21 protein-coding genes are annotated in these 26878 nt (G+C 67.9%); 7 read left to right on the forward strand and 14 right to left on the reverse strand.

From position 1 onward, the window contains the following. Nucleotides 1-12: 12 nt before the first annotated feature. Together ACFQU1_RS18505 and ACFQU1_RS18510 are read right to left on the reverse strand one after the other, a co-directional pair. Nucleotides 13-4362 (reverse strand): translocation/assembly module TamB domain-containing protein, encoded by a 4350-nt coding sequence (locus tag ACFQU1_RS18505; protein WP_378135360.1) that lies wholly within the window; start codon nt 4360-4362, stop codon nt 13-15. Beyond that, nucleotides 4362-6317: an autotransporter assembly complex family protein gene (locus ACFQU1_RS18510; protein WP_378135516.1), complete on the reverse strand. Its 1956-nt coding sequence runs from the start codon at nt 6315-6317 to the stop codon at nt 4362-4364. Before ACFQU1_RS18510 ends, ACFQU1_RS18505 begins: the two co-directional genes overlap by 1 nt. A 363-nt stretch (nt 6318-6680) precedes the next feature. On the opposite strand from ACFQU1_RS18510, the gene ACFQU1_RS18515 reads away from it, so the two are divergent. After that, nucleotides 6681-8498: an ABC-F family ATP-binding cassette domain-containing protein gene (locus ACFQU1_RS18515; protein ID WP_378135362.1), complete on the forward strand. Its 1818-nt coding sequence runs from the start codon at nt 6681-6683 to the stop codon at nt 8496-8498. After that, nucleotides 8488-9309, forward strand: coding sequence for a TrmH family RNA methyltransferase (locus ACFQU1_RS18520; protein ID WP_378135364.1), 822 nt, complete (start codon nt 8488-8490; stop codon nt 9307-9309). Before ACFQU1_RS18515 ends, ACFQU1_RS18520 begins: the two co-directional genes overlap by 11 nt. On the opposite strand, the gene ACFQU1_RS18525 is transcribed toward ACFQU1_RS18520, so the two are convergent. Genes ACFQU1_RS18525 through ACFQU1_RS18535 form a run of 3 tightly spaced genes read right to left on the reverse strand, consistent with a single transcriptional unit; the run spans nt 9306 to nt 10940 of the window. Continuing rightward, the gene (locus ACFQU1_RS18525) at nt 9306-9785 is read right to left on the reverse strand and encodes a DUF1178 family protein (RefSeq protein ID WP_378135366.1); all 480 of its coding nucleotides are present in this window, start codon (nt 9783-9785) and stop codon (nt 9306-9308) included. The two genes, ACFQU1_RS18520 and ACFQU1_RS18525, sit on opposite strands and share 4 nt — an antisense overlap. 43 nt (nt 9786-9828) lie before the next feature. Then, complete coding sequence (gene grxC, locus ACFQU1_RS18530) at nt 9829-10086, reverse strand: glutaredoxin 3 (RefSeq protein ID WP_378135368.1); 258 nt, start codon at nt 10084-10086, stop codon at nt 9829-9831. 59 nt (nt 10087-10145) lie between these two features. Beyond that, nucleotides 10146-10940, reverse strand: a complete 795-nt coding sequence (locus ACFQU1_RS18535) for a ComF family protein (protein ID WP_378135370.1) — start codon at nt 10938-10940, stop codon at nt 10146-10148. A gap of 143 nt (nt 10941-11083) precedes the next feature. On the opposite strand from ACFQU1_RS18535, the gene ACFQU1_RS18540 reads away from it, so the two are divergent. Next, complete coding sequence (locus tag ACFQU1_RS18540; protein ID WP_378135372.1) at nt 11084-11977, forward strand: methyltransferase domain-containing protein; 894 nt, start codon at nt 11084-11086, stop codon at nt 11975-11977. A gap of 7 nt (nt 11978-11984) precedes the next feature. Here the strand turns inward: ACFQU1_RS18540 and ACFQU1_RS18545 are convergent, their stop codons facing one another. From ACFQU1_RS18545 to ACFQU1_RS18560, 4 genes are read right to left on the reverse strand one after another with little or no spacing between them, the layout of a single operon-like run. After that, nucleotides 11985-12398 (reverse strand): (deoxy)nucleoside triphosphate pyrophosphohydrolase, encoded by a 414-nt coding sequence (locus ACFQU1_RS18545; protein ID WP_378135518.1) that lies wholly within the window; start codon nt 12396-12398, stop codon nt 11985-11987. Between the two features lie 20 nt (nt 12399-12418). Beyond that, a complete protein-coding gene (locus ACFQU1_RS18550) occupies nt 12419-13186 on the reverse strand; it encodes a GNAT family N-acetyltransferase (RefSeq protein ID WP_378135374.1) in 768 nt (255 codons plus the stop codon). A 4-nt stretch (nt 13187-13190) separates the two neighbouring features. Then, on the reverse strand, nt 13191-14438 hold the full coding sequence (gene argJ, locus ACFQU1_RS18555) for a bifunctional glutamate N-acetyltransferase/amino-acid acetyltransferase ArgJ (RefSeq protein ID WP_378135376.1): 1248 nt from the start codon (nt 14436-14438) through the stop codon (nt 13191-13193). Nucleotides 14439-14479: 41 nt separating this feature from the next. Further along, the gene (locus tag ACFQU1_RS18560) at nt 14480-15436 is read right to left on the reverse strand and encodes a peptidylprolyl isomerase (RefSeq protein WP_378135378.1); all 957 of its coding nucleotides are present in this window, start codon (nt 15434-15436) and stop codon (nt 14480-14482) included. Nucleotides 15437-15746: 310 nt separating this feature from the next. Here ACFQU1_RS18560 and secA point away from each other — a divergent pair, with 310 nt between their 5' ends. Beyond that, the gene (gene secA, locus ACFQU1_RS18565) at nt 15747-18527 is read left to right on the forward strand and encodes a preprotein translocase subunit SecA (RefSeq protein ID WP_378135380.1); all 2781 of its coding nucleotides are present in this window, start codon (nt 15747-15749) and stop codon (nt 18525-18527) included. A gap of 18 nt (nt 18528-18545) precedes the next feature. Here secA and ACFQU1_RS18570 read toward each other — a convergent pair whose 3' ends face one another. Further along, the gene (locus ACFQU1_RS18570; protein WP_378135382.1) at nt 18546-19304 is read right to left on the reverse strand and encodes a lytic transglycosylase domain-containing protein; all 759 of its coding nucleotides are present in this window, start codon (nt 19302-19304) and stop codon (nt 18546-18548) included. Nucleotides 19305-19572: 268 nt separating this feature from the next. Here ACFQU1_RS18570 and ACFQU1_RS18575 point away from each other — a divergent pair, with 268 nt between their 5' ends. Beyond that, nucleotides 19573-20703, forward strand: coding sequence for an AI-2E family transporter (locus ACFQU1_RS18575; protein WP_378135384.1), 1131 nt, complete (start codon nt 19573-19575; stop codon nt 20701-20703). Between the two features lie 20 nt (nt 20704-20723). On the opposite strand, the gene ACFQU1_RS18580 is transcribed toward ACFQU1_RS18575, so the two are convergent. The 3 genes from ACFQU1_RS18580 to ACFQU1_RS18590 all read right to left on the reverse strand — a co-directional run bounded on the left by ACFQU1_RS18580 (nt 20724) and on the right by ACFQU1_RS18590 (nt 24239). Continuing rightward, nucleotides 20724-22121 (reverse strand): L,D-transpeptidase family protein, encoded by a 1398-nt coding sequence (locus ACFQU1_RS18580; protein WP_378135386.1) that lies wholly within the window; start codon nt 22119-22121, stop codon nt 20724-20726. Between the two features lie 167 nt (nt 22122-22288). After that, nucleotides 22289-23242 carry an acetyl-CoA carboxylase carboxyltransferase subunit alpha gene (locus ACFQU1_RS18585; protein WP_378135388.1) on the reverse strand — a complete coding sequence of 318 codons (954 nt, stop codon included), beginning with the start codon at nt 23240-23242 and terminating at the stop codon, nt 22289-22291. 205 nt (nt 23243-23447) lie between these two features. Beyond that, a complete protein-coding gene (locus ACFQU1_RS18590; RefSeq protein ID WP_378135390.1) occupies nt 23448-24239 on the reverse strand; it encodes a class I SAM-dependent methyltransferase in 792 nt (263 codons plus the stop codon). 166 nt (nt 24240-24405) lie between these two features. Between ACFQU1_RS18590 and gloB the strand changes: the two genes are divergently transcribed. Continuing rightward, a complete protein-coding gene (gloB, locus tag ACFQU1_RS18595; protein ID WP_378135392.1) occupies nt 24406-25173 on the forward strand; it encodes a hydroxyacylglutathione hydrolase in 768 nt (255 codons plus the stop codon). Between the two features lie 4 nt (nt 25174-25177). Next, the gene (locus ACFQU1_RS18600) at nt 25178-25627 is read left to right on the forward strand and encodes a cupin domain-containing protein (RefSeq protein WP_378135394.1); all 450 of its coding nucleotides are present in this window, start codon (nt 25178-25180) and stop codon (nt 25625-25627) included. Here ACFQU1_RS18600 and ACFQU1_RS18605 read toward each other — a convergent pair. Then, on the reverse strand, nt 25572-26462 hold the full coding sequence (locus ACFQU1_RS18605) for a DMT family transporter (protein WP_378135396.1): 891 nt from the start codon (nt 26460-26462) through the stop codon (nt 25572-25574). The two genes, ACFQU1_RS18600 and ACFQU1_RS18605, sit on opposite strands and share 56 nt — an antisense overlap. Nucleotides 26463-26878: the final 416 nt, after the last annotated feature.

Genomic DNA, 26878 nt, shown 5'->3' on the forward strand with positions numbered 1-26878 from the left:
CGGTGGGCGCCGTCAATAGTTCCATTCCATGCCGATGCCTACGGCGCCGCCGCCGGTGCCGGCTTCGGCCTCGAGCTTGATGTTGCGGCCGAGGTCGAGGTCGATGGCCGCCCGGCTCGAATCGGGCGTAGCACCCTGCTTGATGCTGAACCGCATGCGATCGTTGATCTGCTTGCCGATGCCGACGGCGACGCTGCCGCTCCCGTCGTCATTGGTCGTGCCGAGGTCGATCGAATCGAGCCCGAGCGACGAGCCGATCGTGCCGAGCGGGCCGCCGCCCTCCCCCGTGAGCTGGGCAAGGGCCTGCGCGAGCTGAATGGCCTGGCCGGTCGACAGCCCGCCTGACGGACGGCCGAAGAGCAGCCGCGCCAGGATCTCGTCGCGCGGCAGTTCCGGCGAGGAGCTGAAGTCGATTTTCGGCGCGGAGGCCTTGCCCGTCACCAGCACGCGCGCCGTGATGCCGCTCGCGGTCGATTCGGCCTCGAAATCGATCTCCGGATCGAAATCGCCGACGAGCGTCACCTCGCCCCGGGTGAAGGTGAGCTGCCGGCCGAGGATCGACAATGTGCCGCGCCTCAGCGTGAAGGCGCCGTCCGCCTGCGGCGCGGCGCTCGTGCCGCCGAGCCGGACCTGGCCTCCGAGCTGGGCATTGATGCCCTGGCCGCGCACCGCGATGCCGCTGCGGGCGGAAAGCGCGATATCGAGCGTGGCGGTGAAGGGATTGGCGGATTGCGCCGCCTCTTCCCTGCGCTCCGCCGTGAGCCTGGCTCGCACCGCAGGCGGCGCATTGACATAGCGCACGTCGATCGGTGTGGCCGCATAGGGAAAGCGCTTCGGCAGGGTGATTTCGAGGGTAGAGAAGTCCACGCTGCCTCGCACGGTGGGTCGCGTCGCCAGCGCCCCGGCGATCGTCAGATCCGCATTGGCGGTCGCATTGACGACCGGGCTCGCCATGAGCTGGGCATTGCTGGCGCGGATGGCGATCGAGCCGGGAAAGCCCGCGGCCGGATCGAGTGCCACGCGCCCCGAGCCGGTCACCGAGCCGCCGTTCCGCGCCCGGGCGGTGAGCCTCGAGATCACGAGCTCCCGTTCGGATCCGGTGATGAGCGCCTCGATATTGCTGAAGGAGACGCCGTTGAGCGCATCCTCGAAGCGGCCGTTGGCAATCCGAACGGTGCCGGAGGCTGCGGGTGCCGCTGCCGTACCGCGGATCCGCAAATCGGCGATGGCCTGGCCGGTAAAGTTCTGCCCAGAAGCGGAGAGGCGCGCATTGAGGAGGCCGAGGTCGATGCGGCCGTTCATGCCGACATCGAGATTGCCCGCCCCGAGCGGCGCCGATCCCGTGATCTGCATGTTCGAGCCGCTGAGCCCCGTGACGCGCGCATCGACCGTGACGCGCCCGCCGGCGAGCGTGCCCTGCGCCGTGATGCCGAGCGGCCGCAGCCCGGCGTCGCGGATCTGCGACGCCGTCAGATTGCTGACGGTGATGGTGTAGCGTCCATTCGGCTGGGCGGCTGGGCCGGAGAGGGCAACATCGCCATTGAGCGCGCCCGTCACCCCAAGTCCCGGCACGAAAAGCTCGGCCAGCGTGAGCGGCAGCGCCCGAGCCGTCGCACGAATATCGAGATTGGCACCCGCCGAGCCTTCGACGGTGAGACGCCCCGAACCGGAGGCGAGCTCGACCCCGCTCAAGGTCACCGTGCCGTTGCGCAGGCTGATCCTGGCATCCGGCGCAAGGGTGATACGCTGGCCGCGGCTCAACGTGAGCTGCCGGATCACCGCATCGAGGCCGCCGGCAGCCGGCGTGATCCGTGCCTGAGCGGCGAGGTCGGCGCCTTGCACGACCGCATTCAGCGTCACATCCGTCGTCGTGCCGCTGCCCTGGGCGGTGAGCCGCGCCCGCGACAGGCTGACGCCGCCGGTCGCGGCATTGTCGACCGTGACCTCACCGTTGAAGGCCGGCGCCTGCCAGAGGTCGCGGCCGGACGCATCGATTTTCGCACCGGTGAGCGACAGGCCGAAAGCCTGCAACCGCGCCGCCGAACCGGCGATATGCGCGGCCTGCTTGCCATCGGCGGCATCGAATTGCGCCATGAGCTCGAGCCGGCCGGCGAGGTCGGTCAGCAGGAGCGGCGAAAGATCGGCGAGATCGCCCGCCGTCACGGCTAGTTGGCCCGTGACCAGCGTCGCCGGATCGGCGGCGAGCGCCCCGCGTACCACGACCGAGCCGAGCGTCACGTCGAGCGCCTCCAGACGGCTCGCGCCGGATGCCTCTCGCGCAAATCGGCCGCTGCCGCGCGCCGGCTTGCCGTCGACCGCACCGTCCAGCGTGAAGCTGCCGCTCGGCGCCTTCAGGATGTCGGAGGCGGTGACGTCGAGCGTCAACCGCTCGATCGGCCGTCCTTGGGCGCGCGCATCGCGAATGGCGATCTCGGCGCGTCCGTCGAGCTTGGCGAGGCTGCCCGTCAAGGTGGCCGAGACGTCGCCGCGACCGGTAAGGCGCGGATCGACATGCTGCAGCTCCGGCAAGGCGATCTTGGCGACCACATTGGCGCGGTCGGCCGTGGCGGAGCCATCCGCCATCAGCGAGGCATGGGCGCCATCGACCGAGAAGGTCTCGAAACCGAAGCTGCCGTCGGCCGCCCGCCGCACCGTGCCCTTGACGGTGGCTTGGCCTCCCAGGAGGCCGTCGAGCTGGGCTATGCCTGTCCGCAACTGGCTGGCGCTGCCGTCGAGCGTCGCCACCAGCCGGCTGAGATCATAGGCGGCATCGACATCGGCGACCATTCGCACCTCGCCACCGAGATCGCGCTGGGCGATCGCCCGGAGAGCGGCGAGATCGGCGCGCTCGATCGTGAGCCGGCCGGCGAGCGCCTGAGCATCGAGCCGCCCGGCATAGGTCGCGACAAGCGGCGCCGCCTCGATCCGGGCATTGTCGACATCGACGCGCCCGCTGCGGTCGCCTGTCCCCTGCGCGGTCAGGGTGAGGCGGGAGCCGAGTGCCGCCGCGACCGCCGGATCGCTGGCCGAAAGGCCATCTGCCACGGCGCTGAGCGTCGTGGCAAAGCGCGTGGCCGGCGCCAGCAGCAGACCGTCGCCGTTGGCCGTTGCATTAAGCGTAAGGGCCTGTGCGCCATAGCGTTCGCCAGCCGCAACGAGGCTCACACCGCGACCGTCGAGGGCGAGCCGCACCTGTGGCGCATCGCCTGTTCCGCCGAGGGTGACGTCCGCGACCACGGACTGCCACGCCGCGATCGGCGCGGTGCTGCCGTCGGCGATCACGGCCATGGGCAGGAGGGCGGCAAAGGGTGCGGAGCCGGCGGTCTCCACATGGGCTGTGCCCGTGACAGCGCCATCGGCGGCGTAGCTGCCCGAGCCATTCGCCTTCAGCGCTGCATTCTCGGCCGTGAAGCGGCTCACCGTCACAGCGCCGTCGTCGCCGAGGGAGGCGGCGAGCGTCAGCTGCGTCGGGCCGGCGAGAGGCTCGACATTGGCCGGCAGCACGGCGCCGAGATTGGCGTTGAGGCTCACATCGAGCCGGCGGCCGGCGCCCTCGCGCCTGAGTACCGCCTCGCCTTCGGCGCCGGCCCGGTCGCCCAGCCCGAGCTTGAGCTGTCCGCGCCAGTCGTCGAGCGTGCCGCTGCCGGTGACGGTAAGCGCAACGGGCGGCGCCCCGCGCAGGTCGGCAAGCCGCGAGACGAGCCCGCCAGACGGCTCGCTCGCCGCGACGTCGACGTCGAGCATTTTGCTCTCGGGTACATAGCGCAGCCGGGCACGCGCCTCACCCGCCGTGCCGTCGATGCGTCGCGCCTGAAGCTCCGCGACCAGGCCTTGCGCGGGATCGACGAGCCGGGCCGTGCCATTCAGCGCGAGCTCGGCCGGCGCACCGACGAGCGCCGCGCCGAGCGCGAGATGCGCCACTTCCCAATGCTCGACGGCGACGCCGACGGGCAGGCGCGGCAAGCCGGCGGAAGGCTCCGCCGGTGCCGCCGGAGCCGGCTGGCTTTCCGGCGCGCGCGCGACATCGAGCCGGCCGAGCGCCAGCTGCCGAATGTCGAGGCGCCCGCTCAGGAGCGATAGGGGGTGCCAGGAGAGATCGGCGCGATCGAGCGAGAGCCAGACACCGCGCCTGTCCGCCACGGTGACGTCCGTCACCCGCATCTCCGCGGGGAGCGCTCCATCGAGCCGCCCGATCCGGATGGTCATGCCCTCGGAACTCGCCAGCCGCTCGACCATCCGCGCGAGTTCGGCCCGGCCGAAATCGGTGCGCGTCAGTACGACGAGCCCGACGCCGACCAGCACGATGATGCCGGCAATGGCGGTTAGAACAACGCGCAGGGCGGGAAAGGAGGGCCAGCGCATCAGAAGGACTGTCCGAAACTGAGATAGATGCCGTAGGGCGGATCACCGGGCGACCGGTTGAGGCCGCGCGCAACGTCGAGGCGCAGCGGCCCGAGGCTCGTGTAGTAGCGCAGGCCGAGACCCGCGGAGTATTTGATCTCCTCGTCGAAGGACGGGAAGCTGTCACGGAAAGCGCCGCCGGCGTCCATGAAGGGCACGATGCCGATGGTCTCCGTCACCCGCATACGCATCTCCAGCGAGGTCTCGAGCAGGCTTCGTCCGCCGATCACCCGGCCGAAAATGTTCTTCGGTCCGATGCTCTGGTAGGTGTAGCCGCGGATCGAGCCGCCGCCGCCTGCATAGAAGCGATGCGGAGGGGGGATATCGTAAAGATCCGCCCCGACGATACTGCCGATACCGATGCGACCCGCGAGAATAAACCGCGAATCTTTGTCGAAACTGAGATAGCCGGAGACCGAGCCGTGCATCTCCGTCATCGACACGGTCGAACCGAGAAGGGCCGGATAGGGCGTCACCGCAGCCGTCACCTTGTAGCCCCGCGTCGGATTGAGCTTGGAATCCGTGGTGTCGTAAGTGGCTTCGATCGGAATCCCGACCAGCGTGTAATAACGGCCGTTGCGCTCGAGTGGATCCACCACATTGGTGAATTTGGCACGCTCGAAGCTGAGGCCGATTTGCCCGGTCAGCTCGTCCGAGAACTTCCGCCGCACGCCGATGGAGCCGATGAAGCCCTGCTGGGTATAATTCTCCGTGACGTTGCGCAGGAAATTGGCCTTGACGACGAGGTCGTCCTTGACCGTGAAGATGCCGGGCTTCTCAAAAGTCGCGCCGACATTGAAGCCGAGCCGCTCGCGCCAGCTGGCATCCTGGCCGGTCGCCGTCTTGATGTCGCCCTGCCCTGCCCCGACGGTAGCGTCGAGCCTGAGGCTCTCGGCATTGCCGAACAGGTTGCGGTGCCCCCAATAGGCGTTCACCGCCGGCCCGTCCGTGTTGGAATAGCGCGCGCCGAAGCCGACGAAGCGCGGCAGCCGCTCCTTCACGTCCACGGTAATGGGCAGCTGGCCTTCCTCGTCGAGCGCCGTGCCCTCGCGGATGCGAATGGAATCGAAGACGTTGTAGGCGTTGAGATCCTGGCGGAAATCATCGAGCGCCTTGGTGGAAAAGACGTCGCCCGGCTGAAAGGTCACCCTGCGGCGGATGAAGTCGGGGTTGAGGCGTTCGGTTCCCGACACCGTGACCTCGCCGAAATGCACCAGCGGCCCGGGGTCGACGCGTAGCGTCACGTCCATGGTGTCGGATGCGAAATCGACCACCGCGTTGCGCTTGACGGCCTTGGCGAAGGCATAGCCCAAGTCGCGGAAGCGGGCGACGAGTGCCGCCTCCGCCGCGAGCACCACGGTGCTCTCCGCCGGCTCTCCGGCCGTGAACTTCAGCTTCTCCCATTCCTCGGGTAGCGGGACCGGCTGCCGCGTCGCGGCGTTTTCCGCGCGCAGGCTACCGAAGACGAAGCGCCGGCCGGGATCGACGTTGATCGCCACGGGCACGGGGCCGGCGCGACGCGCGCCATTGATTCGGGCCGGCGCTGCCGGCGAATCCACGTCCGCGCCGGCGGCCGTGATCGTCACCTTGCCCTCGTAATAACCGAGTGCCGAGAGCGCCGCATAGAGGCGCGGCAGATCGGCCGCGGCGCGCTGCACCAGGCCTTCGGCGCCGGAAGGCGGGCTCTCCTTCAGTTCCTCCAGATTGGAGCTGTCGCGAAGGCGCCCGGTGAGGGTGTCGTCATCGCCGGCGACATTCAGGGTGAGCGTATAGGGGACGGCATCGGGTACGGGGATGCTCGGCTGCTCAGGCTCCTTCTTGCGGCCGAAGAGCCAATCGAAGAACGAGCGGTCGTTGTCCTTACCGGCCTGCCCGGCGGTCTGGGCATTCGCCGCCCCCGCATCGAGCACCAACATGCCGAGCACAATCCCCAGCGCTCCCAGGGGAAGCCCAGAGGGGATGCCGATCAGACGGCGCGGCCGCCTGACGGCCGTGCGGAACGGGGCAACTCTCACTGAACGCAACTCAACTCAACAGGCCCGCGCTCGACCCGGGCAAGGCTCCACCTCGGCCGCTGCACTTCACTCCAATTCATCAGACCATGATAAGGATGACAAATCATGAACGCCATATCGCCGCAGTCGAACTTGCCGCACAGCGGCTTCCACCGGGCGTAGGCGAGCGTTACGACATGCCGGCGCGGCAGACGAGCGCTTGCCATTCGGGTCGCGCATGGGCCATTCCTGGCATGACCTTTTGATGCGCACCATCTGGAGACCATGGCTCCCCCTCTTCTTCTCATCCAGGACGTCGCGCTGACCTTTGGCGGCACGCCGCTCATCGAACGCGCCGCGCTGTCGGTCGAAGCCGGTGAGCGACTGTGCCTGGTTGGGCGCAACGGCTCCGGCAAGTCGACGCTGCTCAAGATCGCCGCCGGGCTCGTGGCGCCGGACAGCGGCCAACGCTTCCTGCAGCCCGGCACGACGCTCCGCTATCTGCCGCAGGAGCCGGACCTGAGCGGTTACGCCACGACCCGCGCCTATGTCGAGGCGGGCCTCGGACCGGGCGATGATCCCTACCGCGCCGGCTACCTGCTGGAGCAGCTCGGGCTGACCGGCGAGGAGGAACCCGCGCGGCTCTCCGGCGGCGAGGCGCGCCGGGCGGCGCTAGCGCGCCTGCTCGCGCCCGAGCCGGACATCATTCTGCTCGACGAACCGACCAACCATCTCGACCTGCCGGCGATCGAATGGCTGGAGAGCGAACTCGCGTCACTGCGCTCGGCCCTCGTCCTCATCAGCCACGACCGGCGCTTCCTGGAGCGGCTGTCACGGGCCACGGTCTGGCTCGACCGCGGCGTTACACGCAGACTGGACAAGGGCTTTGGCGCCTTCGAAAGCTGGCGCGACACGGTGCTGGAAGAAGAGGAACGCGACCGGCAGAAACTCGACCGTCGCATCGCCCAGGAAAACGACTGGCTGCGCTATGGCGTGACGGCGCGGCGCAAGCGCAACCAGGGGCGGCTGAGAGCCCTCGGCGCCCTCCGACAGGAACGGCGCGACGCACGCCGGGCTGTCGGCGACGTACGCATGACGGTAAGCGGAGGCGAGGTCTCCGGCAAGCTGGTGATCGAGGCGCGCGGCGTCTCCAAGACCTATGGCGACAAAACGGTCGTCCGCGACTTCTCGATGCGTATCGCCCGCGGCGACCGCATCGGCATCGTCGGCCGCAACGGCGCCGGCAAGACGACGCTCATTAATTTGCTCACCGGGCTCCTTCCCCCCGATGCCGGCGAGGTCCGCCTCGGCGCCAACCTGGCCATGGCGAGCCTCGACCAGCGCCGCGCAGCCCTCGACCCGAACGTCACCCTGCGCGATGCACTCACGGGCGGGGGCAGCGACAGCGTCATGGTGGGCGGCACCCCCAAGCATGTCATGAGCTATATGAAGGATTTCTTGTTCACGCCGGAACAGGTGAACATGCCGATCGGCAAGCTGTCCGGCGGCGAGCGCGGCCGGCTCATGCTGGCGCGGGCGCTCGCCCAGCCCTCGAACCTGCTCGTGCTCGACGAGCCGACCAACGACCTCGATCTCGAAACGCTCGACCTGTTGGAGGAGATGCTCGCCGCTTATGCCGGCACCGTCCTCCTCGTCAGTCACGATCGCGACTTCCTCGACCGCACCGTGACCTCCGTGCTCATGGCCGAAGGCAACGGCCGCTGGCAGGACTATGCCGGCGGCTATTCCGACATGCTCGCGCAGCGCGGTTCGGGCGTCGAGCCGGTGGGCGCTTCGCGCCCCGCGCCGCGGAGCCGGCCAGCCGGCGACCTCGCCGAATCGGCCCGGCAGCAGGTCCGGCCCAAGCTGAGCTTCAAGGACAAACACGCGCTGGACACCCTGCCGAATCGCATGGCGGCGCTCGAGCGCGACATCACGAAGCTGAAGGCGGTGCTCGACGATCCCGATCTCTACGCCCGCGACCCCGCCCGCTTCACCAAGGCGACTGAGACGCTCGCCCATGCCGAGAGCGAATTGGCGGCGACCGAGGAAGAATGGCTGAGGCTCGAGCTCCTGCGCGAGGAAGCCGAGAGTGGGGGGTGAGGTGCCAGCGCCGATCCCCATCGCCGACCCCGACGACCCGCGCATCGCCGCCTATAGCCATATTCGCGAGCGTGATCTCGTCGGGCGCGGCGAACGGTTCATCGCCGAAGGCGAGGTCGTGCTCGCCGTGCTCCTGCGGCAGAGGCGGTTTACGGTCGAATCGCTTCTCGTCAGTGACAAGCGCCTCGCGGCGCTCGATGGCGCGGCCCTCGCGCCCGACATTCCGGTCTATGTGGCGAGCCAGCCGGTGATGGACCGAATCGCCGGCTTCCATATCCATCGCGGTGTGCTGGCGGTCGGCCGGCGGGTGTCGAGCCCGCGCGTCCGGGAACTTCTCGCCGGCTTGCACGGGCAGGCGCTGGTGGCCGTCGCCATCGGCATCGCCAATCACGACAATATGGGCGGGCTCTTCCGCAACGCCGCCGCCTTCGGCGCCGATGCGCTCATCCTCGATGCCACATCCTGCGATCCGCTCTACCGCAAGGCGATCCGCGTGTCGGTGGGGGCGACCTTCATCGTGCCCTATGCGCGCGCCGATGCCGGCGAGGACATCCTCAGCCTGCTCGCCGATACCGGCTTCGCGGCGCTCGCGCTGAGCCCATCCGGCCAACGAGCCTTGCACGACATAACCCCGGCGGAGCGGACGGCGGTCATCTTCGGGACGGAAGGGCCGGGCCTGCCGGCGGACATCATGGCGCGCATGGAGACCGTGCGCATCGCCATGCAAGGCACGCTCGATTCACTCAATGTGGCGACGGCGAGCGGCATCGTGCTGCATCACCTTGCCACGGCTCGCCGTGCGATGGACTAATTTCCCTGCTCGGGCGCAGGCGGAAGGGGCAGGACCTCGATGCCTTCCTCCAGAAGTTCACGGACATCCTCGCGCGTCGCCTCGCCGTAGATGGCGCGCCCTTCGGCCTCGCCGGCGTGAATGCGCCGGGCTTCGTCGGCGAACTCATCGCCGACATAGGCCGCGTTCTCCACCACCTGTTTACGCAGCGCCCGCAGCATCTCGCGCAGTTGCTGCTCCTTCTCGCTGAGGAGGGTGACGGGGGCCGGTGCGCCCGGCTGGGCGGCGGGCTGCGGCTGCTCTGCAACGGCGACGGGGCGCCGCTCCTTGTCCTTGCGCGCCACAGAGGGCGCCATGATCGCCTTACCGACCTTGGCCGAGCCGCAGGCGGGGCAGGAGACGAGGCCGCGCGTGGCCTGTTCGTCAAAAGCGTCGCTGTCCTTGAACCAGCTTTCGAAGCTGTGCTCCTGATCGCAGACGAGAGTGTAGCGGATCATCTGTTATTCGTTTCTCTGGTCCGATTGAGCAGGCCGGCTCGCCTCACGGCGCCAAAAGCTTGTCGAGCTCGCCGCGCGCGTCGAGCGCATAGAGGTCGTCGCAACCGCCGACATGCCGATCACCGACGAAGATCTGCGGCACGCTCATGCGGCCGCCGGCGCGCTCGATCATGGCGGCGCGCTCTTCGGCCTTGCCGGAAATCTCGATTTCCGTGAAGGCAACGTCCTTCGACGTCAGCAGCTCCTTCGCCGACTGGCAATAGGGGCACCAGGATTTCGTATAGATCGTGACCGGCGGCATGCGGATAACCCCTGCAAGACACGTGCCTTAATACCAAGCTTGCAAAGATATAGGTATTTTCATCCCTCCACGACAACCCTGGCGAAGGTGAGTATGTCCACATGGCCTGCTCCGCCCCGAAGCAGGGCGCGCGAGGCGGCATTGGCGGTCGCCCCCGTCGTCAGCACGTCGTCGATCAGAACGACCCGCTCGCCGGCAAGCCGGCGGGCCTCCGGCACGTGGAACGCGCCCTGGAGATTGGCGGCCCGCTCGTTGCGGGTGAGCCCGACCTGCGAGCGCGTGCGCTTGCGCCGCACCAGCACGAAGCCGTTGCAGGTGACGCCGCTCTGCCGCGCGACAACCGCGGCGAGCGCCATCGCCTGATTGAAGCGACGGGACCAGAGCCGCCAGGCATGGAGCGGCACGGGCACGATGAGATCGGCCTCTGCCAGCAGCTCGGCGCCGGCGACGGCCATCATACGGCCGAGGGTTTTCGCGAGCTCCGGCCGATCGCCGTATTTGAGGCGATGCACGAGCTCCCTCGCCGCGCCGTCATAGCGCGCCACGGCGCGCGCCCGCCCGAAGACCGGTGGATCGGCGATGGCGCCCGGCGACAAAAGCGGGCCGCCATAATCGACAGCGAAGGGCGTGCCGAGCCGTTCGCAATAGGGCCGTTCGATAAAGGGCAGATCGCGCCAGCAAACCGGGCACAGCCCGTGCGGCTCGGCCGTGGCGCGCCCGCAGGCGACGCAGCTCGGGGGATAGACGAGGCCGAGAAGATGCCCGGCGATGGTCGCGCCCTTGGCCCGCGCCTCGCCTAAGAACGCGTGCAGGCGGCCGCCCCCCACGGTTGCCGATCGAGCGTCGTCGACCATCGAAGTCCCCCGCGATCAGCTTATCGCAAAGGGCGATCCGCGAAAGATCTTTGACGGACGGCCGGGCGCGCGGTAACCGGCCTTGTCGTGCCCGGCGCTTGCCCCACATGGGTGGTGCCGCCCTCGCCTACGGACAGGTTTCCATGGCCGCTCCCCTCGTCTTCGACCGCGCCCTGCAACGCCGCCGCTTGGAACGCGCCGCCGAAGGAGGCTTTGCGGATTTTCTTCTGGCCCGCGCCAGCGAGGATCTGATCGAGCGGTTGTCCGCGGTAAAGCGCGAGTTTCACTTCGCCCTCGACCTCGGCACGCCGACGGCGGCGGCTGCCGCCGGGCTTGCCGCGGCCGGTATCCGGACCGTCCTCCGCGCGGCTCCGCTCGTGCCGCGTGGCGCGCCCGACCCCGCGATGCTGGTGGTCGCCGACGAGGAGGCGCTGCCCTTTGCCGAGGAGCGGTTCGACCTCGCCGTTTCACTGCTCGCGTTGCACGGCGTCAACGACCTGCCGGGCACGCTCGTGCAGATCCGCCGCAGCCTGAAGCCGGATGGGCTCTTTCTCGCCTGCCTGCTCGGTGGCCGAACGCTCGCCGAATTGCGCCAAGTCTTCGCGGAGGCGGAAGCGGAGGTCGAGGGCGGCGTCAGTCCTCGGGTCGCCCCCTTCGTCGATATCCGCGACATGGGCGGGCTCCTGCAGCGGGCGGGCTTCGCACTGCCGGTCACCGATATCGACACGCTGACGGTGCGCTATCGCGACCCGGTCGCGCTCATGCATGACCTGCGCGCCATGGGCCTCACCAACAGCCTCGTCGAGCGCCGGCGCACGCCGCTGAAGCGCGCGACGCTGGCCCGCGCCATCGCGCTCTACGCGGAACGCTTTGCCGATCCGGACGGGCGCATTCCCGCAACCTTCGAGCTCCTGTGGGTGTCCGGCTGGGTGCCGCATGAGAGCCAGCAGAAGCCTTTGCGGCCGGGCTCAGCTCGCACCCGCTTGGCCGATGCCTTGGGCACGAAGGAGATCCGGACGGGCGAAAAGCCGGGCTAGCGCCGGCCTATCCCAAGAGGTCGACCAGCACCGGAATGAGCGGCTCGTCGGCCGGCGGCATGGGATAGTCGCGCAGCGCCTTGGCGCGCACCCATTTCAACGCCTGGTGCTCGCGCGCAGCGACGATCCCTTCCCAGCGCCGACAGATATAGAGCGGCATGAGAAGGTGGAAGCTCTCATAAGCATGGCTGGCGAAGGTAAGGGGTGCGAGGCAGTCGGCCTTCACGGCAATGCCGAGCTCCTCGTGGAGTTCGCGGATGAGCGTCTCCTCCGGGCGCTCGCCGGGCTCGACCTTGCCGCCCGGAAACTCCCAGAGGCCCGCGAGCTGCTTGCCTTCCGGCCGCTGCGCGATGAGAACCCGCCCGTCCACATCGACGAGGGCGCAGGCGACGACGAGGGTGAGCTTGACGGCGGCGGGCAAGGACGTATCGGGCACGGCGCTCACTTTGCCTCGAGAACGGTGACGGCCGGTCGCCGGTAATGGTAGCGATAGCGCTCGGCAAGCCCGTAAGATGCGTAGAGGCGTTTCGCCGGCTCATTGGTCGCGACCACCTGGATGGCGGCGAAACCCGCGCCCGCCTCGCGCCCCCAGGCGAAGGCCGCGTCGAGGAGGCGGCGGGCGAGACCCTGGCGCCGGTATCGCGGCGCCGTCACCACATTGAAGAGGCCGACGATCCGGCCGGTCCGGACTGCGAGCGCGGAGGCCGCCGGCGCGCCGTCCGCGGCGGTCGCCGTGAAGGCACGCGCCTCGGCCGGGATCACGGCGAGCATCTCCGCGAGCGTTGCCCGGCTCGCCTCGTCATAACCGCTCATCGCCGCATTAAGGGCTGCCCAGGTGGTGGAAGGCACCTCGCGGCCCTCGACGCCGGGCGGAAGGTCGCGCTGAGGCAAGGGGCCCGTCAGCACGATGCTTTCGTCGAAGGCGTCCCAGCCGGCAGCGGCGAGCACCTCGGCGACGCGCGGCGCAGCGAGCGGTGTCACCCGGAAGACCGGCTCGATGCGGTTTCGCCGCGAGAGCTTCGCCATCTCGCCGAGCCGGCGCTCGAGATCCTCGTCATCGGCCGGGTCGAGCGCCTGAACCGAATTTGCCCGCTTCGTGTAGCCTTTCGCCCAGCGCCAGACCCAGCTCCGGTCGTGCGCCGTCCGCAGCGCCGGCCAGGAGGAGAGGGCTGCTGTCTCGATCTCCAGGATGGACGGATCCCCGGCCACGGGGTCAGCTCCGATAGTCGCCGTTGATCTCGACATACGCCTTGGTGAGATCGCAGGTCCACACCCGCGCAGAGCCGTCCCCAAGGCCCAGATCGACCGTGATGCGGATCTCGTCGCGGCGCATATAGGTCGAGGTTTCCGCCTCGTCATAGGCCGGGTCGCGCTCGCCCTCGACGGCGACGCGAATGTCGCCGAACCAGATGGCGAGCCGGTCGCGCTCGGCGGGCTCGCCCGCCTTGCCGACGGCCATGACGACGCGGCCCCAATTGGCGTCCTCGCCGGCAACCGCGGTCTTCACCAACGGCGAATTGGCGATCGACAGCGCGACGCGCTTGGCCGAGCCGGCATCGACGGCGCCGCGCACCGCGACCTCGACAAATTTACGCGCGCCCTCACCGTCGCGCACGACCTGATGAGAGAGATCGAGCAGGAGCTCGTCGAACGCGGCCCTAAAAGCGGGCAGCCGCGGATCGGTTGCCGTTGTGATGGGTGCAGCACCCCGGGTGGCCGCCGTCCCGGTGGCGAAGGCCATCAGCGTGTCCGAGGTAGAGGTGTCGCTGTCGACCGTGATGGCGTTGAAGGAGCCCTTCACGCCCTCGCTCAGAAGCTGCTGCAGGACGGGCGCGGCGATCGGGGCGTCGGTCATCACATAGGACAGCATCGTCGCCATATCCGGCGCGATCATGCCCGCCCCCTTGGCAATGCCATTGAGGGTCAAGGAGACACCGTCCAGGGTCACCGTCCGCGTCGCCACCTTGGGGAAGGTGTCGGTGGTCATGATGGCGCGCGCAGCCTCGATCCAGGGCGTAGGCGCTGTCCGGCTGGCGCAATCGGTGAGCACGCCCTCGAACTTCGAGGCGTCGAGCGGCTCGCCGATCACGCCGGTGGAAGCGAGGAACACTTCGCTCTCCGCGCAGCCCGCCGCGGCGGCCGCCAATCTCGCCGTCAGCGCCGTCGATTCACGGCCCTTGCGCCCGGTGAACGCATTGGCATTGCCGGAATTGACGACCAGGGCACGGGCTTTGCCGCCGGCAAGCCGTTCGCGGCACCACTCCACTGGCGCCGAGGGGCATTTGGAGCGGGTGAAGACGCCGGCAACGGTCGTGCCCGGATCGAAGAGGACGAGGAGCACATCCGTCCGCCCCTTGTAGCGAATGCCCGCCTCGGCGGTCGCAAAGCGCACGCCGTCGATGGCCGGCATGGCGGGCTCGGTCTTCGGGGCGAGCGGCGAAACGGGATGGGCTGGGGCCATGGCGGGTCGCGACGCCTTTGCAGAGGCCGTTAAAGGGGCTGTCAGGGCTTCTTGGGCTCGGCGGGGGTCGCCGGCGCAGGCGACGGCTCGTCGAAGCGCTCGATCTTGGCGTCCTTGCGCAACGCCAGGATGATGTCCTGCTGCGTCTTCTGCGCGAGATAGCTGTCCACCTGGTCCTTGACCTCTTCGAAGGTCGGCACGGGCTTCTCGCGCTTCTCCTCGACCTTGATCACGTGCCAGCCGAACTGGGTCTTCACGGGATCGGAAATCTCGCCGGGCTTCAGCTTGAAGGCGACTTCCGCGAATTCCGGCACCATGCGGTCCTTGGTGAAGAAGCCGAGATCGCCGCCGTCCTTGGCCGAACCCGGGTCCTTGGAGACCTCGGTCGCCACCTTGACGAAGTCCTCGCCGCCCTTGACCCGCGCGGCGATCTTCTTGGCGTCGTCCTCGCTCTCGACGAGGATATGCCGGGCGCGCACCTCCTCCTCGGGCTTCATGGTCTTGATGGTCTCTTCATAGAGCTTGCGTGCCGCCTCGGGCGTCGCCGCCTTCTTGACCTCGGAGGCGAGATAGTCGTCGAGCATCACCTTGTCGCGGTAATAGGCCATGCGCCGGGCGAAATCGGGCGTATCGGCGATTTTCGCCTTCTCGGCCGCCTGGGCCAGGATCTTCATGTCGATGAGATAATTGACGAGATAGGTGCGGCGCTGCGCATCCGGCATGGCGGGCAGACGATCGCCGAGGTCCTCGCTCGCCATGTCGAGGTCTTTCTGGGTGATCGGCACGCCGTTGACGAGGGCAAGCGGCTTCTCGGGGGCCGGCGACTGCGCGGCGGGCGCCTGTGCGGCCGGAGCTTGCGCTGCAGGCGCTTGTGCGGCAGGGGTTTGCGCAGGCGTGCCGGTCTGCGCCAAAGCGTCCTGTGCCGGGAGGGAAACGGCCGCGGAAACAGCGAGCGCTGTCGTGGCGACGGTCGTCAGGAAAAAGCGACGGGCGTTCATGTCTGGCTTCCGCAATGCGGCCGATGGCCGGTGAACGACTGGCTGCCGGCTGGCCGCACGAGTCCGGGTCTATGATCAGCCTGCATGAGTGGCCGAAGCCGCGTGCCTTGGCAAGAGGCAAGACACGAGGGCACGTTGCCGCGCCCGGCCCGCTTCAGGCCGTAAACGGGTTGACAGATTTGACGGATACACCCATTTCGCCCAACAGCGAAGGACACCCCGCGCTGGACCCGGCGCCGTCGGGGGTTTAATCGTGTGGCCGACGGGTGGGATGCCATCCCGGCCGGCCCTACGCGCAGAAAGAATGTCTATGCTCGGCGCTATTGCGAAAAAAATATTCGGTTCCGCCAATGACCGGCGCCTGAAGACCTACGCCCCCAAGGTTCAGGCCATCAATGCGCTCGAACCGGAGGTCGCTGTTCTCTCGGACGAGGACCTGCGCGCCCGCACGGTGCAGTTCCGCCGCGAGCTCGCCGAGGGCAAGACGCTCGACGATCTTCTGGTGCCGGCCTTCGCGACCGTGCGCGAAGCCGCCAAGCGCGTGCTCGGCCAACGGCATTTCGATGTGCAGCTCATCGGCGGCATGGTTCTTCACGAAGGCGCGATTGCCGAGATGCGCACCGGTGAAGGCAAGACGCTGGTGGCGACGCTCGCAGTCTACCTCAACGCGCTTGCCGGCAAGGGCGTTCACGTAGTGACGGTCAACGACTATCTCGCCAGCCGCGACGCGGAATGGATGGGCCGCGTCTATAAGTTCCTCGGGCTCACCGTCGGCGTGATCGTCCACGGCCTCGACGACGACGAGCGCCGCGCGGCCTATACCTGCGACATCACCTACGGCACCAACAACGAGTACGGCTTCGACTATCTGCGCGACAACATGAAATACGAGCTCGCGCATATGGTGCAGCGCGGGCACCATTTCGCTATCGTCGACGAGGTGGACTCGATCCTGGTGGACGAGGCGCGTACGCCGCTCATCATTTCCGGCCCGCTGGACGACCGCTCCGAGCTCTACAACGCCATCGACGTGCTCATCCCGAGGCTCTCGCGCGAGGATTACGAGGTCGACGAGAAGCAGCGCGCCGTTTCGCTGACCGAATCCGGCAACGAGCGCATCGAGGCGCTCCTCGAGGAAGCAGGCCTTCTGAAGGAGGGCTCGCTCTACGACGCCGCCAATGCGACCCTGGTCCATCACGTGAACCAGGCGCTGAGGGCCCACACCCTCTTCCAGCGCGACAAGGATTACATCGTCCGCAACGACGAGGTCGTGATCATCGACGAGTTCACCGGCCGCATGATGCAGGGCCGGCGCTATTCGGAAGGACTGCACCAGGCGCTCGAGGCCAAGGAGCACGTGCAGATCCAGCCCGAGAACCAGACGCTCGCCTCCATCACCTTCCAGAACTACTTCCGTCTTTATCAGAAGCTCGCCGGCATGACCGGCACGGCGGCGACTGAGGCGGACGAGTTCCTCGACATCTACAATCTCTCCGTCGTCGAGATCCCGACGAACCAGCCGGTGAGACGCATCGACGAGGACGACGAGGTCTACCGGACCGATGTCGAGAAATACAAGGCGATCGCCCGCGAGATTACCGAGGCCTCTGAAAAGGGCCAGCCGGTGCTCGTCGGCACCACCTCGATCGAGAAGTCGGAGGTGCTTGCCAAGTTCCTCACCCAGATGGGCTACAAGCAGGTCGACTTCACGAAGCCCGATGCGCTCGACCCCATCTTCAAGGCGGCCCGCGGCGGCAAGCCGTCGAAGCATTTCGCGGTCCTGAACGCCCGCTTCCACGAGCTCGAAGCGTTCATCGTCGCGCAGGCGGGCGTGACCGGGGCGATCACCATCGCCACCAATATGGCCGGCCGTGGCACGGACATCCAGCTCGGCGGCAATGCGGACATGCGCGTGCCGCAAGAACTCGCCGACATGCCCGAGGGCGAGGAGCGCGCCGCGCGCGAGGCCGAGATCCGTGCCGAGGTGGCGCTGTTCAAGCAACGCGCCCTGGACGCCGGCGGCCTCTATGTCATCGGCACCGAACGACACGAGAGCCGGCGCATCGACAACCAGCTGCGCGGCCGCTCGGGCCGCCAGGGCGACCCCGGCCGCTCCAAGTTCTTCCTGTCGCTCGAAGACGATCTCATGCGCATCTTCGGGTCCGGGCGCATGGACGGCATGCTCCAGCGGCTCGGCCTCAAGGAGGACGAGGCGATCGTCCATTCCTGGATCAACAAGGCGATCGAGAAGGCGCAGGGCAAGGTCGAAGCGCGCAACTTCGACATGCGCAAGAACATCCTGAAATACGACAACGTCATGAACGACCAGCGCAAGGTGGTCTTCGAGCAGCGTCGCGATTTCATGGCCCAGGAGTCGGTGCGCGAGACCATCGACGAGATGCGCCACGGCGTCATCGAGGAACTCGTCTCCCGCCACATCCCGGCAAATTCCTACCCCGAGCAGTGGGATGCAGCGGGCCTCGCCGAGGCCGCGCTGAACGAGCTCAACCTGACGCTTCCGATCGAGGACTGGGCGAAGGAAGAGGGCATCGCCGACGAGGAGATGCGCGATCGCTTGAAGGCGGCGGCCGATGCGGCCTATGCCGAGCGCGTGGAGAAGAACACGCCCGACGTCATGGCTTATGTGGAGAAGCAGGTTCTCCTGCAGACCCTCGACCATCTCTGGCGCGAGCATCTCTCCACCCTGGATCACCTGCGCCAGGTGATCGGCTGGCGCGGTTACGCCCAGCGCGATCCGCTCAACGAATACAAGTCCGAGGCGTTCCAGCTGTTCGATGGCCTCATCGGCCGGCTGCGCGAGCAGGTGACGGCACAGCTCATGCGCGTCGAAGTGATGTTCACGCCGCCACCGGAAGCAGAGCTTCCGCCCATGGAAGCGCACCACCTCAACCCCTTCAGCGGTGAAGAGGAATTCGTCGGCGACGATGCCGATACGCTAGTTGCTCAGCGCCGGCCACGGGTTGCCGTCGATGCCTCCGACCCTTCCACCTGGGGCAAGGTCGGGCGTAACGACCCCTGCCCCTGCGGCTCGGGCAAGAAGTTCAAGCACTGCCACGGCCGTTTCGTGTGAGGCGGCCCGCCGGCTTCCTCACTGCATGATGCGCAGGGTGGAGGCGGTGACCTTGCTGGAGAGGGCGCGCATGCGCGCGTCATAGGCCGCCCAGTTGACGCGGCTCTTGCGGCCCCGCGCCAGAGCCTTGCGCCCTCCGCCGCGCCCGGCGACAACCGGATCGCCGAAGGTCGGCTTCGGCACCTCGCCCGTTACCGGATAGCCCTGGGCCGTGAGAATGGCGCGCACCCGCTGGCAATAGTCGACGGAGCGGTAGGAGAAGCGCGTCTCGCCGTGCCCGGCGCGATATTTCATCACCGTCGTGCAGACATCACCCTTGGCGAGCCGCCACGCCCCGAAGAGATAAGCGACGCCATAGCGGATATTCGTCGCGGGGTCGGCGAGTTCGGCGAGCGTGCCCCCGAAGCCGAGAAGGCGCGCCGTGGACGGCAGCACCTGCATCAGTCCCACTTCGCCATAGCTCCCTGACGCGCGCGGGTTATAGGCACTCTCGACCTCGGCAACCGCATCGGCGATCTGGGGCGGCAGGCCGGCACGCAGGGCGTGCTCCCGGACCATGACCCTGAGATCGAGCCGATCCGGTGTCGCGGGAGTGGCGGCCGGAGGCTTCGGCGGATCCTCGGCCAAGGCCGGGCTCGCCCCGACCAGGACGCTCAAGAGAACGGCACCGATCCGCAAGACGGCGACCGTCCACCGCGCAGGCGAGCCCTTGCCTGCCACAGGCCGTGCCATAGGTGCAAGGACAGCAATCGGGGTTCCGGTTTCGTCGATCCACATGGTCTTTCAACACGCCTCTGCGCAGAACAGGCCTCACAGCAACGCGGCTGGAACTGGAATGGTCCGGCTCGCGTTCACCGATGCGACGATTTCCGGCGCATGAAGCCGATGGCCGGCGAGTACCGCAACGAGCGGACCGGCGGTTTCTGCTCCTGGTCGGAAGGCTTCGCGCGCCTGGCGGACGAGCCGGAGGCCGGCTTTGTCAGACGACCTAGCGCGATCATAACAGAATGGGCCGGCTCTGCCTCGCTCTCGGGCATTATTCCGCATGGACCTGCGTCTTCACAGGCGGCGTCTCCCGCTGGCCGCGGCCAAGGATAACCACGCCAACGGCGACGGCGATGTGGCCGAGCGTGATCTGACGCCGGTCTGGGACGGCGCCATGCGGCTCGCCGTCATCGGCATTTTCATCATCATGCTGGGTGCCGCGCTGATGGTGACCCGCGATATCACCGCCCCTGTCGTTGCGGCGCTCATCGTCGGCAGCATTCTCGGCCCGCTCGTCGAACGTATGGCGCGATGGGGCGTTCCGCCTTTCGCCGGCGCCATTCTCGTCCTCCTCCTTCTGATCGCCGCCCTCTACGGCCTCGGGATCGCGTTCTCCAGCCAGCTCGCGATCTGGATGCAGCGGACGCCCGAGATCGGGGCCACCCTCCACGAGCGCTTCCAGGACCTGCGCGAGCCGCTCGGCGTTCTCAAACGGCTCGAGGACATGATCAATTCCCTGCGTGGCACCGAGGCCGGCGGCATCCCCGTCGATGTCCGCCAGGGCACCATGATCGAGACGGTGATCTCGGCGATGACCCCTGCCGTCACACAGCTCGTGCTCTTCCTTGGCTCGCTGCTCTTCTTCCTGGCCGGCCGGGCACAGATGCGACGCAAATTCATCGTCGGCTTCATGACCCGCGAGGGGCGGCTGCTGGCGCTGCGCGTCGTCAGCGATATCGAGCGGCGTCTGGGCGCCTATCTCGGCACGGTGACCGTCATCAATGCAGGCCTCGGCATCATCACCGCTTTTCTGATGTGGGTCTCCGGCCTGCCCAACCCGGCCCTTTGGGGCATGCTGGCCTTCGTGCTCAACTACATCCCGTTCCTCGGGCCGATCCTCATGCTGGTCGTGCTCTTCTTCGTGAGCGTGCTGAGCTTCGCCACGCTGGCGCACGCGCTTCTCCCGGTCGCGCTTTATTTCGCCGCGCATATCCTGGAGGGGCAGATCGTCACGCCGAACATCGTGGGGCGGCGGCTCACCTTGAATCCCTTCCTCGTCTTTCTGGCGCTCGCCTTCTGGACGTGGATCTGGGGACCGATCGGCGCCTTCATGGCCGTCCCCCTGCTCGTCGTCGGCGTCGTCGTGGTCGATCAGCTCATGCCGCGCGAAGAGGTCGCGCTGCCCGGCTGACCGATACACGGCGACGCATGTCAGAACATGGAGAGCGGCCAGATGCGCTTCGGTGCCGCCTGAGCGGGTGCCGTCTCAGGTGTCGGTTGCGGCCGTGCCGCGAGTTCCGCCCGCTGGTCGGCCCCTGCGGAGCCGCGCTGCGGCGGAAGCGGCACCGCGGTTGGCGCGGCAGCAGTTCCACCCGTCGCGGCCGGCTTCGATGCTTCGGACCACGAGAACACGCGCCGGAGGAGAGACGGCTTCTCGCCCGGCCCGGCCGCAGCCGAGGCGAGGATGGGGGCCGGTGCCTCTTCCGCCTTGATGGCTTGGGTGACTGGGGCGCTGTTCAAGGCTGCGCCTGCTGCGGGCTGGACGGCCGCGACCGCCGTCGCAGGCGCCGCCGCCCTGCCGCCGTCATCGAGCACGATCTCCTGCGGCCCCGCTTCCAGCGCTTCCGGCCGGCTCACTTCGAGCTGCTTGGCCGGCCGTGCCGAGGCGAACATCATCGCCCGTCCGCTTCCGTCGTCAGCCGAGGAGGAGGCCGTGCGGAACTTGGGGTTCTGACCGCCGTCCTGGTAGACGAGGCGGATGGCCGGAACGCCTTCGCGCACGAGTTCCGCAACTTTCGCCTCGTCCTGGCGCTCCTTGGCATTGACCGCCGCGGCGACCGCCTCTTCCTCGCGCAGCGGCGGGCAAGTGGCGACCGGATCGAGGCGCAGGCCGTTGGCGGAGACGGCATTGAAGACGTAGCGCCGGCCGCACACGCCGACCTTGGGCTCCTCGCGCGTCACCTCGAAATAGTCGGAGCCGCGCTTGAGCATCCGCCAGAAGGCGATGTTCGGGTCTTTGCGGTGCTTGGCGAGGTTCTCCGGCGTCATCCGGAACGGAAAAGCCTGGAACTGGAAGGACCGCTGGCCGCCGGCGAAAGCCTCGCGGGCGACGGCGTAGATCTCGGCGATCTGCTCGTCGGTCATGGAATAGCAGCCACGCGAAGAGCAGGCGCCATGGACCATGAGGAAGGAGCCGGTAAATCCGTTCGCGCGGTCGTAGGCGTTCGGGAAGCCGGTATCGAACGACAGGAAGTAGTTCGAGTTCGGATTCATCTGCGCCGGCGTGATCGTATAGAAGCCCTCCGGCGCCTGGCGATCGCCTTCGCGCACCTTGGGGCCGAGCTGGCCGGACCAGCGACAGATCGGGTAGCTCTTCAGGAGCGCGTATCGGCCGGAATTGTCCTTCTTCCAGATCTCGAGCTCCGCCTCCTTCTTATAGGCGCGGATGAGGATCGGAGCGCTCTTCGTCATACCCTTCTCGGACATGAGTGCGAGCGTAGCCGGAGGGACGGGTACATAGGCCCGGGCGCTGCGCCCATAGTTGCCTCCCTCCTGGCAGGAGGCGAGCCCTAGCCCCACGATCACGAGCATGGCGACGCGCATCAACATCAGGCACCCATTATCTTGGCGGGATGAAATTTGCCGGTTGATAAGTTTTACGCCCTCAGCCTTACCCTAATCTTACCGAAAGACGGCGGCAGGAGGGCGCAGCTCCGAAGACGGACGCCACGCAAGTTGACCCCAGCCGCGGCGATCTTGCCGCAATTGCGCGGGTTTCACAACTGTCTGCCGATGGCGAGGAATTTCTCGGCGCGCAAACGACGGACATCTTCAGGGGCGAGCCCGGCGAGATCCTGCAGGCCTGCGGCGATTGCATCGCCCGTTGCAGTGATCGCCTGCACCGGATCGCGATGGGCGCCGCCCGAGGGTTCGGGGATGATGGCGTCGATGACACCGAATCTCAGAAGGTCCTGGGCGGTGATCTTCATGCCGGTCGCGGCATCCTGCGCCCGCGACGAATCGCGCCACAGAATCGAGGCGGCGCCTTCGGGCGAGATCACCGAATAGATGGAATGTTCGAGCATCAGGACCTTGTTGGCGGTCGCCAGCGCGATCGCCCCGCCTGATCCGCCCTCGCCGATGATCACCGACACGCTCGGCGCCGGCAGCGCCAGGCAAGCCTCTGTTGAGCGGGCGATCGCCTCCGCCTGGCCGCGCTCCTCGGCATTGATGCCGGGATAGGCGCCTGCCGTATCGACGAAAGTAATGAGCGGCAGATTGAAACGGCCGGCGAGTTCCATCAAGCGCACAGCCTTGCGATAGCCTTCCGGCTTCGCCATCCCGAAATTGTGACGGATGCGCGTTTCGGTCGTGGAGCCCTTCTCCTGACCGATGACGCAGACGCTCTCGCCGCGGAAGCGGCCGAAGCCACCGACGATCGCCTCGTCCTCACCGTATTTACGGTCGCCGGCGAGCGGCGTGAAGTCCTCGATCAGCGCCGTGCAGTAGTCGATGAAATGCGGCCGCTGAGGATGTCGCGCGACAAGTGCCTTCTGCCAGGGCGTCAGCGCCGCATAGAGCTCTTCGAGCGCACGCTCGGCCTTGGCCTCGAGCCGCCCGATCTCGTCGCCGATGGCGACGGCATCGCCCGACTGGGCAAGGGCGCGCAGCTCCTCGACCTTGGCTTCGAGTTCGGCGACGGGTTTTTCGAAATCGAGATAGCTACGCATCAACTCATCGAATGAGGGGGTCGGGACAACAGCTCCGCCCCTGGGGCGATGGGACCGACCAATCCGCCCGCCGGGGGCGACGGCGGCGGGACCTTGGCGCCCTGGGCGGGCCAAGTCAAGCGCGGCAGCCAAGTGGAGCTGCGCGACATTGTGGGGCTGCGCGACGTTGTGGGGCTGCGCGACATGGGAACGTCCGAGCGAACGCTCATGTCGGCTGATCCCTGTCGCAGCCCCGGCTCGCGGTCCGGCATAGGGACCGGCCGGTCGCCACCGGTGGGCCGGGGCTCGGCAAGAGGACGGGGCTGAGCTTGCGGGATGCACGAACCGGCCGCACGGTCACGGGGCGATGCAGTTGCTTGGCGGCCTCGATCACATGCACGCCGGCGAAGGGCAGCGACAGGCGTGCGCCCGCCCGCTCCCAGGCGACAGCAGCCCGCAGGAAGAGCTTGCGCTGCAGAGGTGGTACATAGAGCGCCTCGCCCCAGTTCTCCGGCGAGAACAGCGTGCGCCGCATGAGGCCGGTAAGCTGGGAACGGCTATAGGGCAGCCCCTGGCCGAAGGGCGTCGTGTCCATCCGCGCCCACAGGCCGCGGCGATTGGGCGCGACCACGATCATGCGGCCGCCCGGCGTCAGGATGCGCCAGACCTCGGAAAGAAGCTCCTCCGGCGCATCGCTCGTCTCGAGCGCATGCACCACCAGCACCCGGTCCATGGAGGCATCCTCCAGGGGCTGCATGGTCGGGTCGACCAGCGCCGAGGACGAGACGCCCGGGGACGGCCAGTTCACGACGCCCTGCATCGCCGGCATGAAGGCGAGTGTGCGCTCCATGCGCGCCCGGAAAGGAGAGATATACGGTGTCGCATAGCCGATGCCGAGGAGGCGCTGGCGATCGATGTCGCCCCACAGGCGCTCGATGGCGCGCCCGACCAGACGGCGCGCCACGACACCGAGCGGCGTTCCGTAAAAGGCCTTGAGATCAACGACGTCGACCGCCATCGCGCACCAGCTTACCCCCCTGTCTCCTGCAATGATGGGGTCGTGTCACCCCCCATACAAGTCGCGACCCGCGGTTCCGAGCAGGCCTCGGCCGTGATAACCATGGCCGAAGGCGCTGCGGCAGGACGATCGCCGCTGCCCCCGCCCCATCAGACGGAGCTAGCCAATGGCCGCCGAGATCGACGTTTTCCTGAGCCGCAGCGACAATATCGGCGTGCTCATGCACGATCCGAAGACCGGCGCTACCGCCACCGTGGACGTGCCCGACGCCGAAGCCTTGCTGGCGGCGCTCGCCCGCACCGGCTGGAGCCTCACCGACATTCTGGTGACCCATAAGCATGGGGACCATATCGAGGGCATACCGGCCGTGAAGGCGCGCACCGGTGCCCGCGTCGTCGGCCCGCGGGCCGAGGCGGCCGCCATTCCCGACCTCGATGCGACGGTCGTCGAAGGCGACGAGGTGATCGTCGGCTCGTTCAAGGCCAAGGTCATCGCGACGCCGGGGCATACCGCCGGCCATATCGCCTATTGGTTCGCCGAGGAGCACGCGCTTTTTGCCGGCGACACGCTGTTTGCGATGGGCTGCGGACGGCTGTTCGAGGAGACACCCGCCAAAATGTGGGACTCGCTCCAGAAGCTCGCCGCGCTCCCCGACGACACCCGCCTTTACTGCGGCCATGAATATACCCAGTCGAATGCCCGCTTCGCGCTCGCCGTGACGCCGGACGACCCGGCCGTCGTCAGCCGCGCCAAGCAGATCGACGAGACGCGCACCGCCGGCCGGCTGACCATTCCCTCGACGCTCGGCGAGGAAAAGGCGACCAATCCCTTCCTGCGCGCCGGCGACCCGGCGCTTGCCAGGGCGGTCGACCTCGACGGCAGCGAGCCCGCCGCCGTATTCGCAGCGCTGAGAGCCTGGAAGGACCGGTTCTGAGCTCATGGCGGGGGAACTGACGAACGGGCTCACCGCAGCCGAGGTCATCTCGCTCCTCGGCCTCGAACCGCATCCCGAGGGCGGCGCCTTTCGCGAGACCTTTCGCGATCCGGCCGGGAATGGCGACCGGGCACATTCCACGGCCATCTACTATCTGCTGGCCGCCGGCGAGCGCTCCCATTGGCACCGGGTCGATGCGGCCGAGGTCTGGCACTGGTACGCCGGCGCGCCGTTGCGCCTCGCGCTGTCGCCGGACGGCGTGACCCGCGAGACCCGCAGCCTCGGCCCGGATCTGAGGGCGGGCGAGCGCCCGCAGCAGGTGGTGCCGGCCGGCTGGTGGCAAGCGGCCGAGAGCCTGGGCGCATGGACTCTCGTCGGCTGCACGGTGGCGCCAGGTTTCAGCTTTGCGGGGTTCGAGATGGCGCCGGCCGGCTGGCAGCCCGGGAGGCCGTGAAGGCGCCCGCAACGATCAGGGCGCAGGCGAGCGCGAGCGATAAGGTGGGCTCGGCAAAGCCGCCCGCCACGAGCAGGAGCGTCGACAGCACTGGCGCCGCATAGGCGGCGACGCCGAGAAAGCGGATGTCGCCGCGCTTGACGCCGATATCCCAGAGATAGAAGGCAAGGCCCACCGGCCCCAGGCCGAGCCCGGCAATGGCGAGCCACTGCCACCCGTCGTCCGGCCAGACCGTCTGCTCGAAGAGCATATGGCAGACGAGACTCAGCACGGAGGTCGCGAGGCAAAAGCCCGCGACCGCATCGGTCGGCACGGCCCCGAAGACGCGCGACAGCACCGAATAGCCGGCCCAGAAGAAGGCCGCCGCGAAGGCGCAGACAAAACCCGGCAGATAGGCGCCGCCCAGCGAAAGGTCTCCCCGGCCAAGGAAGAGCGTGACGACCCCGCCGAAGCCGATGATGGCACCGGCGATCTGCCCGGCCCGCAGCCGCTCGCCCGGCAGAAGCGCCGAAAAGAGCACGATGAGCAGCGGCCAGAGATAATTGATGAGCCCGGCCTCCGCGGGCGGGGCGAGCCTCAGCGCCGCGAAATAGAGCGCGTGATAGCCGAAGAGCCCGCCGACCCCGACGAGCCATACGAGCGGTGGCTGATGCAGCGCCTTCATGCGACGCGGCTCAAGGACCCAGGCCGCGACGCCGACAAGCCCGCCGAAGGCGAAGGTGATGGACGCCAGCTGGAAGGCCGGCATGCGGCCGGAGGCGGCGGTGAGTAGCGCAAGGAGCGACCATAGCCCGATCGCACCGAGCCCGAGACGCGTGGCAGACCGTGTCGTCATCGCCGCCGCTCCGCGCGAGGAAGGCCAACCGCACTTGCGGCTATGGTCGCCTCTCCCCCTTGGCGGCAGGGCAGTCGCCTATGAAAGTAGCGCGGGCGTGATCCTCCCCTGGAGGGGGAGGTGGCGCCACAAAGTGGCGACGGAGGGGGACATCCGGCTGTCTTGCACCCCACCCGTCTCCGAGCTTCGGTCGGATCCACCCTCCCCTGAGGGAGGGATCGGCGCTTGACCTTCCAAATGCGATTGCCCTGCCATTTGCGGGAAAAGGGACAGGGTGAGAGGCATGACTTCGGTCGCAAGAATGCCCCCTCACCCGGCCACTTCGCGTCCGAACCCCTTCCCGCATGCCGCAAGAGGTAATCGCGTTCGCCGATCATATGTGATCGGCCAGCCCGGCACGCGACATCGTTAAAGGC

It is taken from the genome of Chelatococcus sp. GCM10030263 (genome assembly GCF_042666455.1).
Classification (GTDB): Bacteria; Pseudomonadota; Alphaproteobacteria; order Rhizobiales; family Beijerinckiaceae; genus Chelatococcus.

Excerpts from the sequence above, each read along its gene's own strand:
- ACFQU1_RS18575 (WP_378135384.1), top strand. The coding sequence starts at position 19,573 with ATGGACCTGCGTCTTCACAGGCGGCGTCTCCCGCTGGCCGCGGCCAAG.
- ACFQU1_RS18505 (WP_378135360.1), bottom strand. The coding sequence starts at position 4,362 with ATGCGCTGGCCCTCCTTTCCCGCCCTGCGCGTTGTTCTAACCGCCATT.
- grxC (WP_378135368.1), bottom strand. The coding sequence starts at position 10,086 with ATGCCGCCGGTCACGATCTATACGAAATCCTGGTGCCCCTATTGCCAG.
- secA (WP_378135380.1), top strand. The coding sequence starts at position 15,747 with ATGCTCGGCGCTATTGCGAAAAAAATATTCGGTTCCGCCAATGACCGG.
- ACFQU1_RS18525 (WP_378135366.1), bottom strand. The coding sequence starts at position 9,785 with ATGATCCGCTACACTCTCGTCTGCGATCAGGAGCACAGCTTCGAAAGC.
- ACFQU1_RS18535 (WP_378135370.1), bottom strand. The coding sequence starts at position 10,940 with ATGGTCGACGACGCTCGATCGGCAACCGTGGGGGGCGGCCGCCTGCAC.
- ACFQU1_RS18540 (WP_378135372.1), top strand. The coding sequence starts at position 11,084 with ATGGCCGCTCCCCTCGTCTTCGACCGCGCCCTGCAACGCCGCCGCTTG.
- ACFQU1_RS18515 (WP_378135362.1), top strand. The coding sequence starts at position 6,681 with ATGGCTCCCCCTCTTCTTCTCATCCAGGACGTCGCGCTGACCTTTGGC.
- ACFQU1_RS18510 (WP_378135516.1), bottom strand. The coding sequence starts at position 6,317 with ATGTTGGTGCTCGATGCGGGGGCGGCGAATGCCCAGACCGCCGGGCAG.
- ACFQU1_RS18600 (WP_378135394.1), top strand. The coding sequence starts at position 25,178 with ATGGCGGGGGAACTGACGAACGGGCTCACCGCAGCCGAGGTCATCTCG.
- ACFQU1_RS18580 (WP_378135386.1), bottom strand. The coding sequence starts at position 22,121 with ATGTTGATGCGCGTCGCCATGCTCGTGATCGTGGGGCTAGGGCTCGCC.
- ACFQU1_RS18590 (WP_378135390.1), bottom strand. The coding sequence starts at position 24,239 with ATGGCGGTCGACGTCGTTGATCTCAAGGCCTTTTACGGAACGCCGCTC.
- ACFQU1_RS18570 (WP_378135382.1), bottom strand. The coding sequence starts at position 19,304 with ATGTGGATCGACGAAACCGGAACCCCGATTGCTGTCCTTGCACCTATG.
- ACFQU1_RS18585 (WP_378135388.1), bottom strand. The coding sequence starts at position 23,242 with ATGCGTAGCTATCTCGATTTCGAAAAACCCGTCGCCGAACTCGAAGCC.
- ACFQU1_RS18560 (WP_378135378.1), bottom strand. The coding sequence starts at position 15,436 with ATGAACGCCCGTCGCTTTTTCCTGACGACCGTCGCCACGACAGCGCTC.
- gloB (WP_378135392.1), top strand. The coding sequence starts at position 24,406 with ATGGCCGCCGAGATCGACGTTTTCCTGAGCCGCAGCGACAATATCGGC.
- argJ (WP_378135376.1), bottom strand. The coding sequence starts at position 14,438 with ATGGCCCCAGCCCATCCCGTTTCGCCGCTCGCCCCGAAGACCGAGCCC.
- ACFQU1_RS18605 (WP_378135396.1), bottom strand. The coding sequence starts at position 26,462 with ATGACGACACGGTCTGCCACGCGTCTCGGGCTCGGTGCGATCGGGCTA.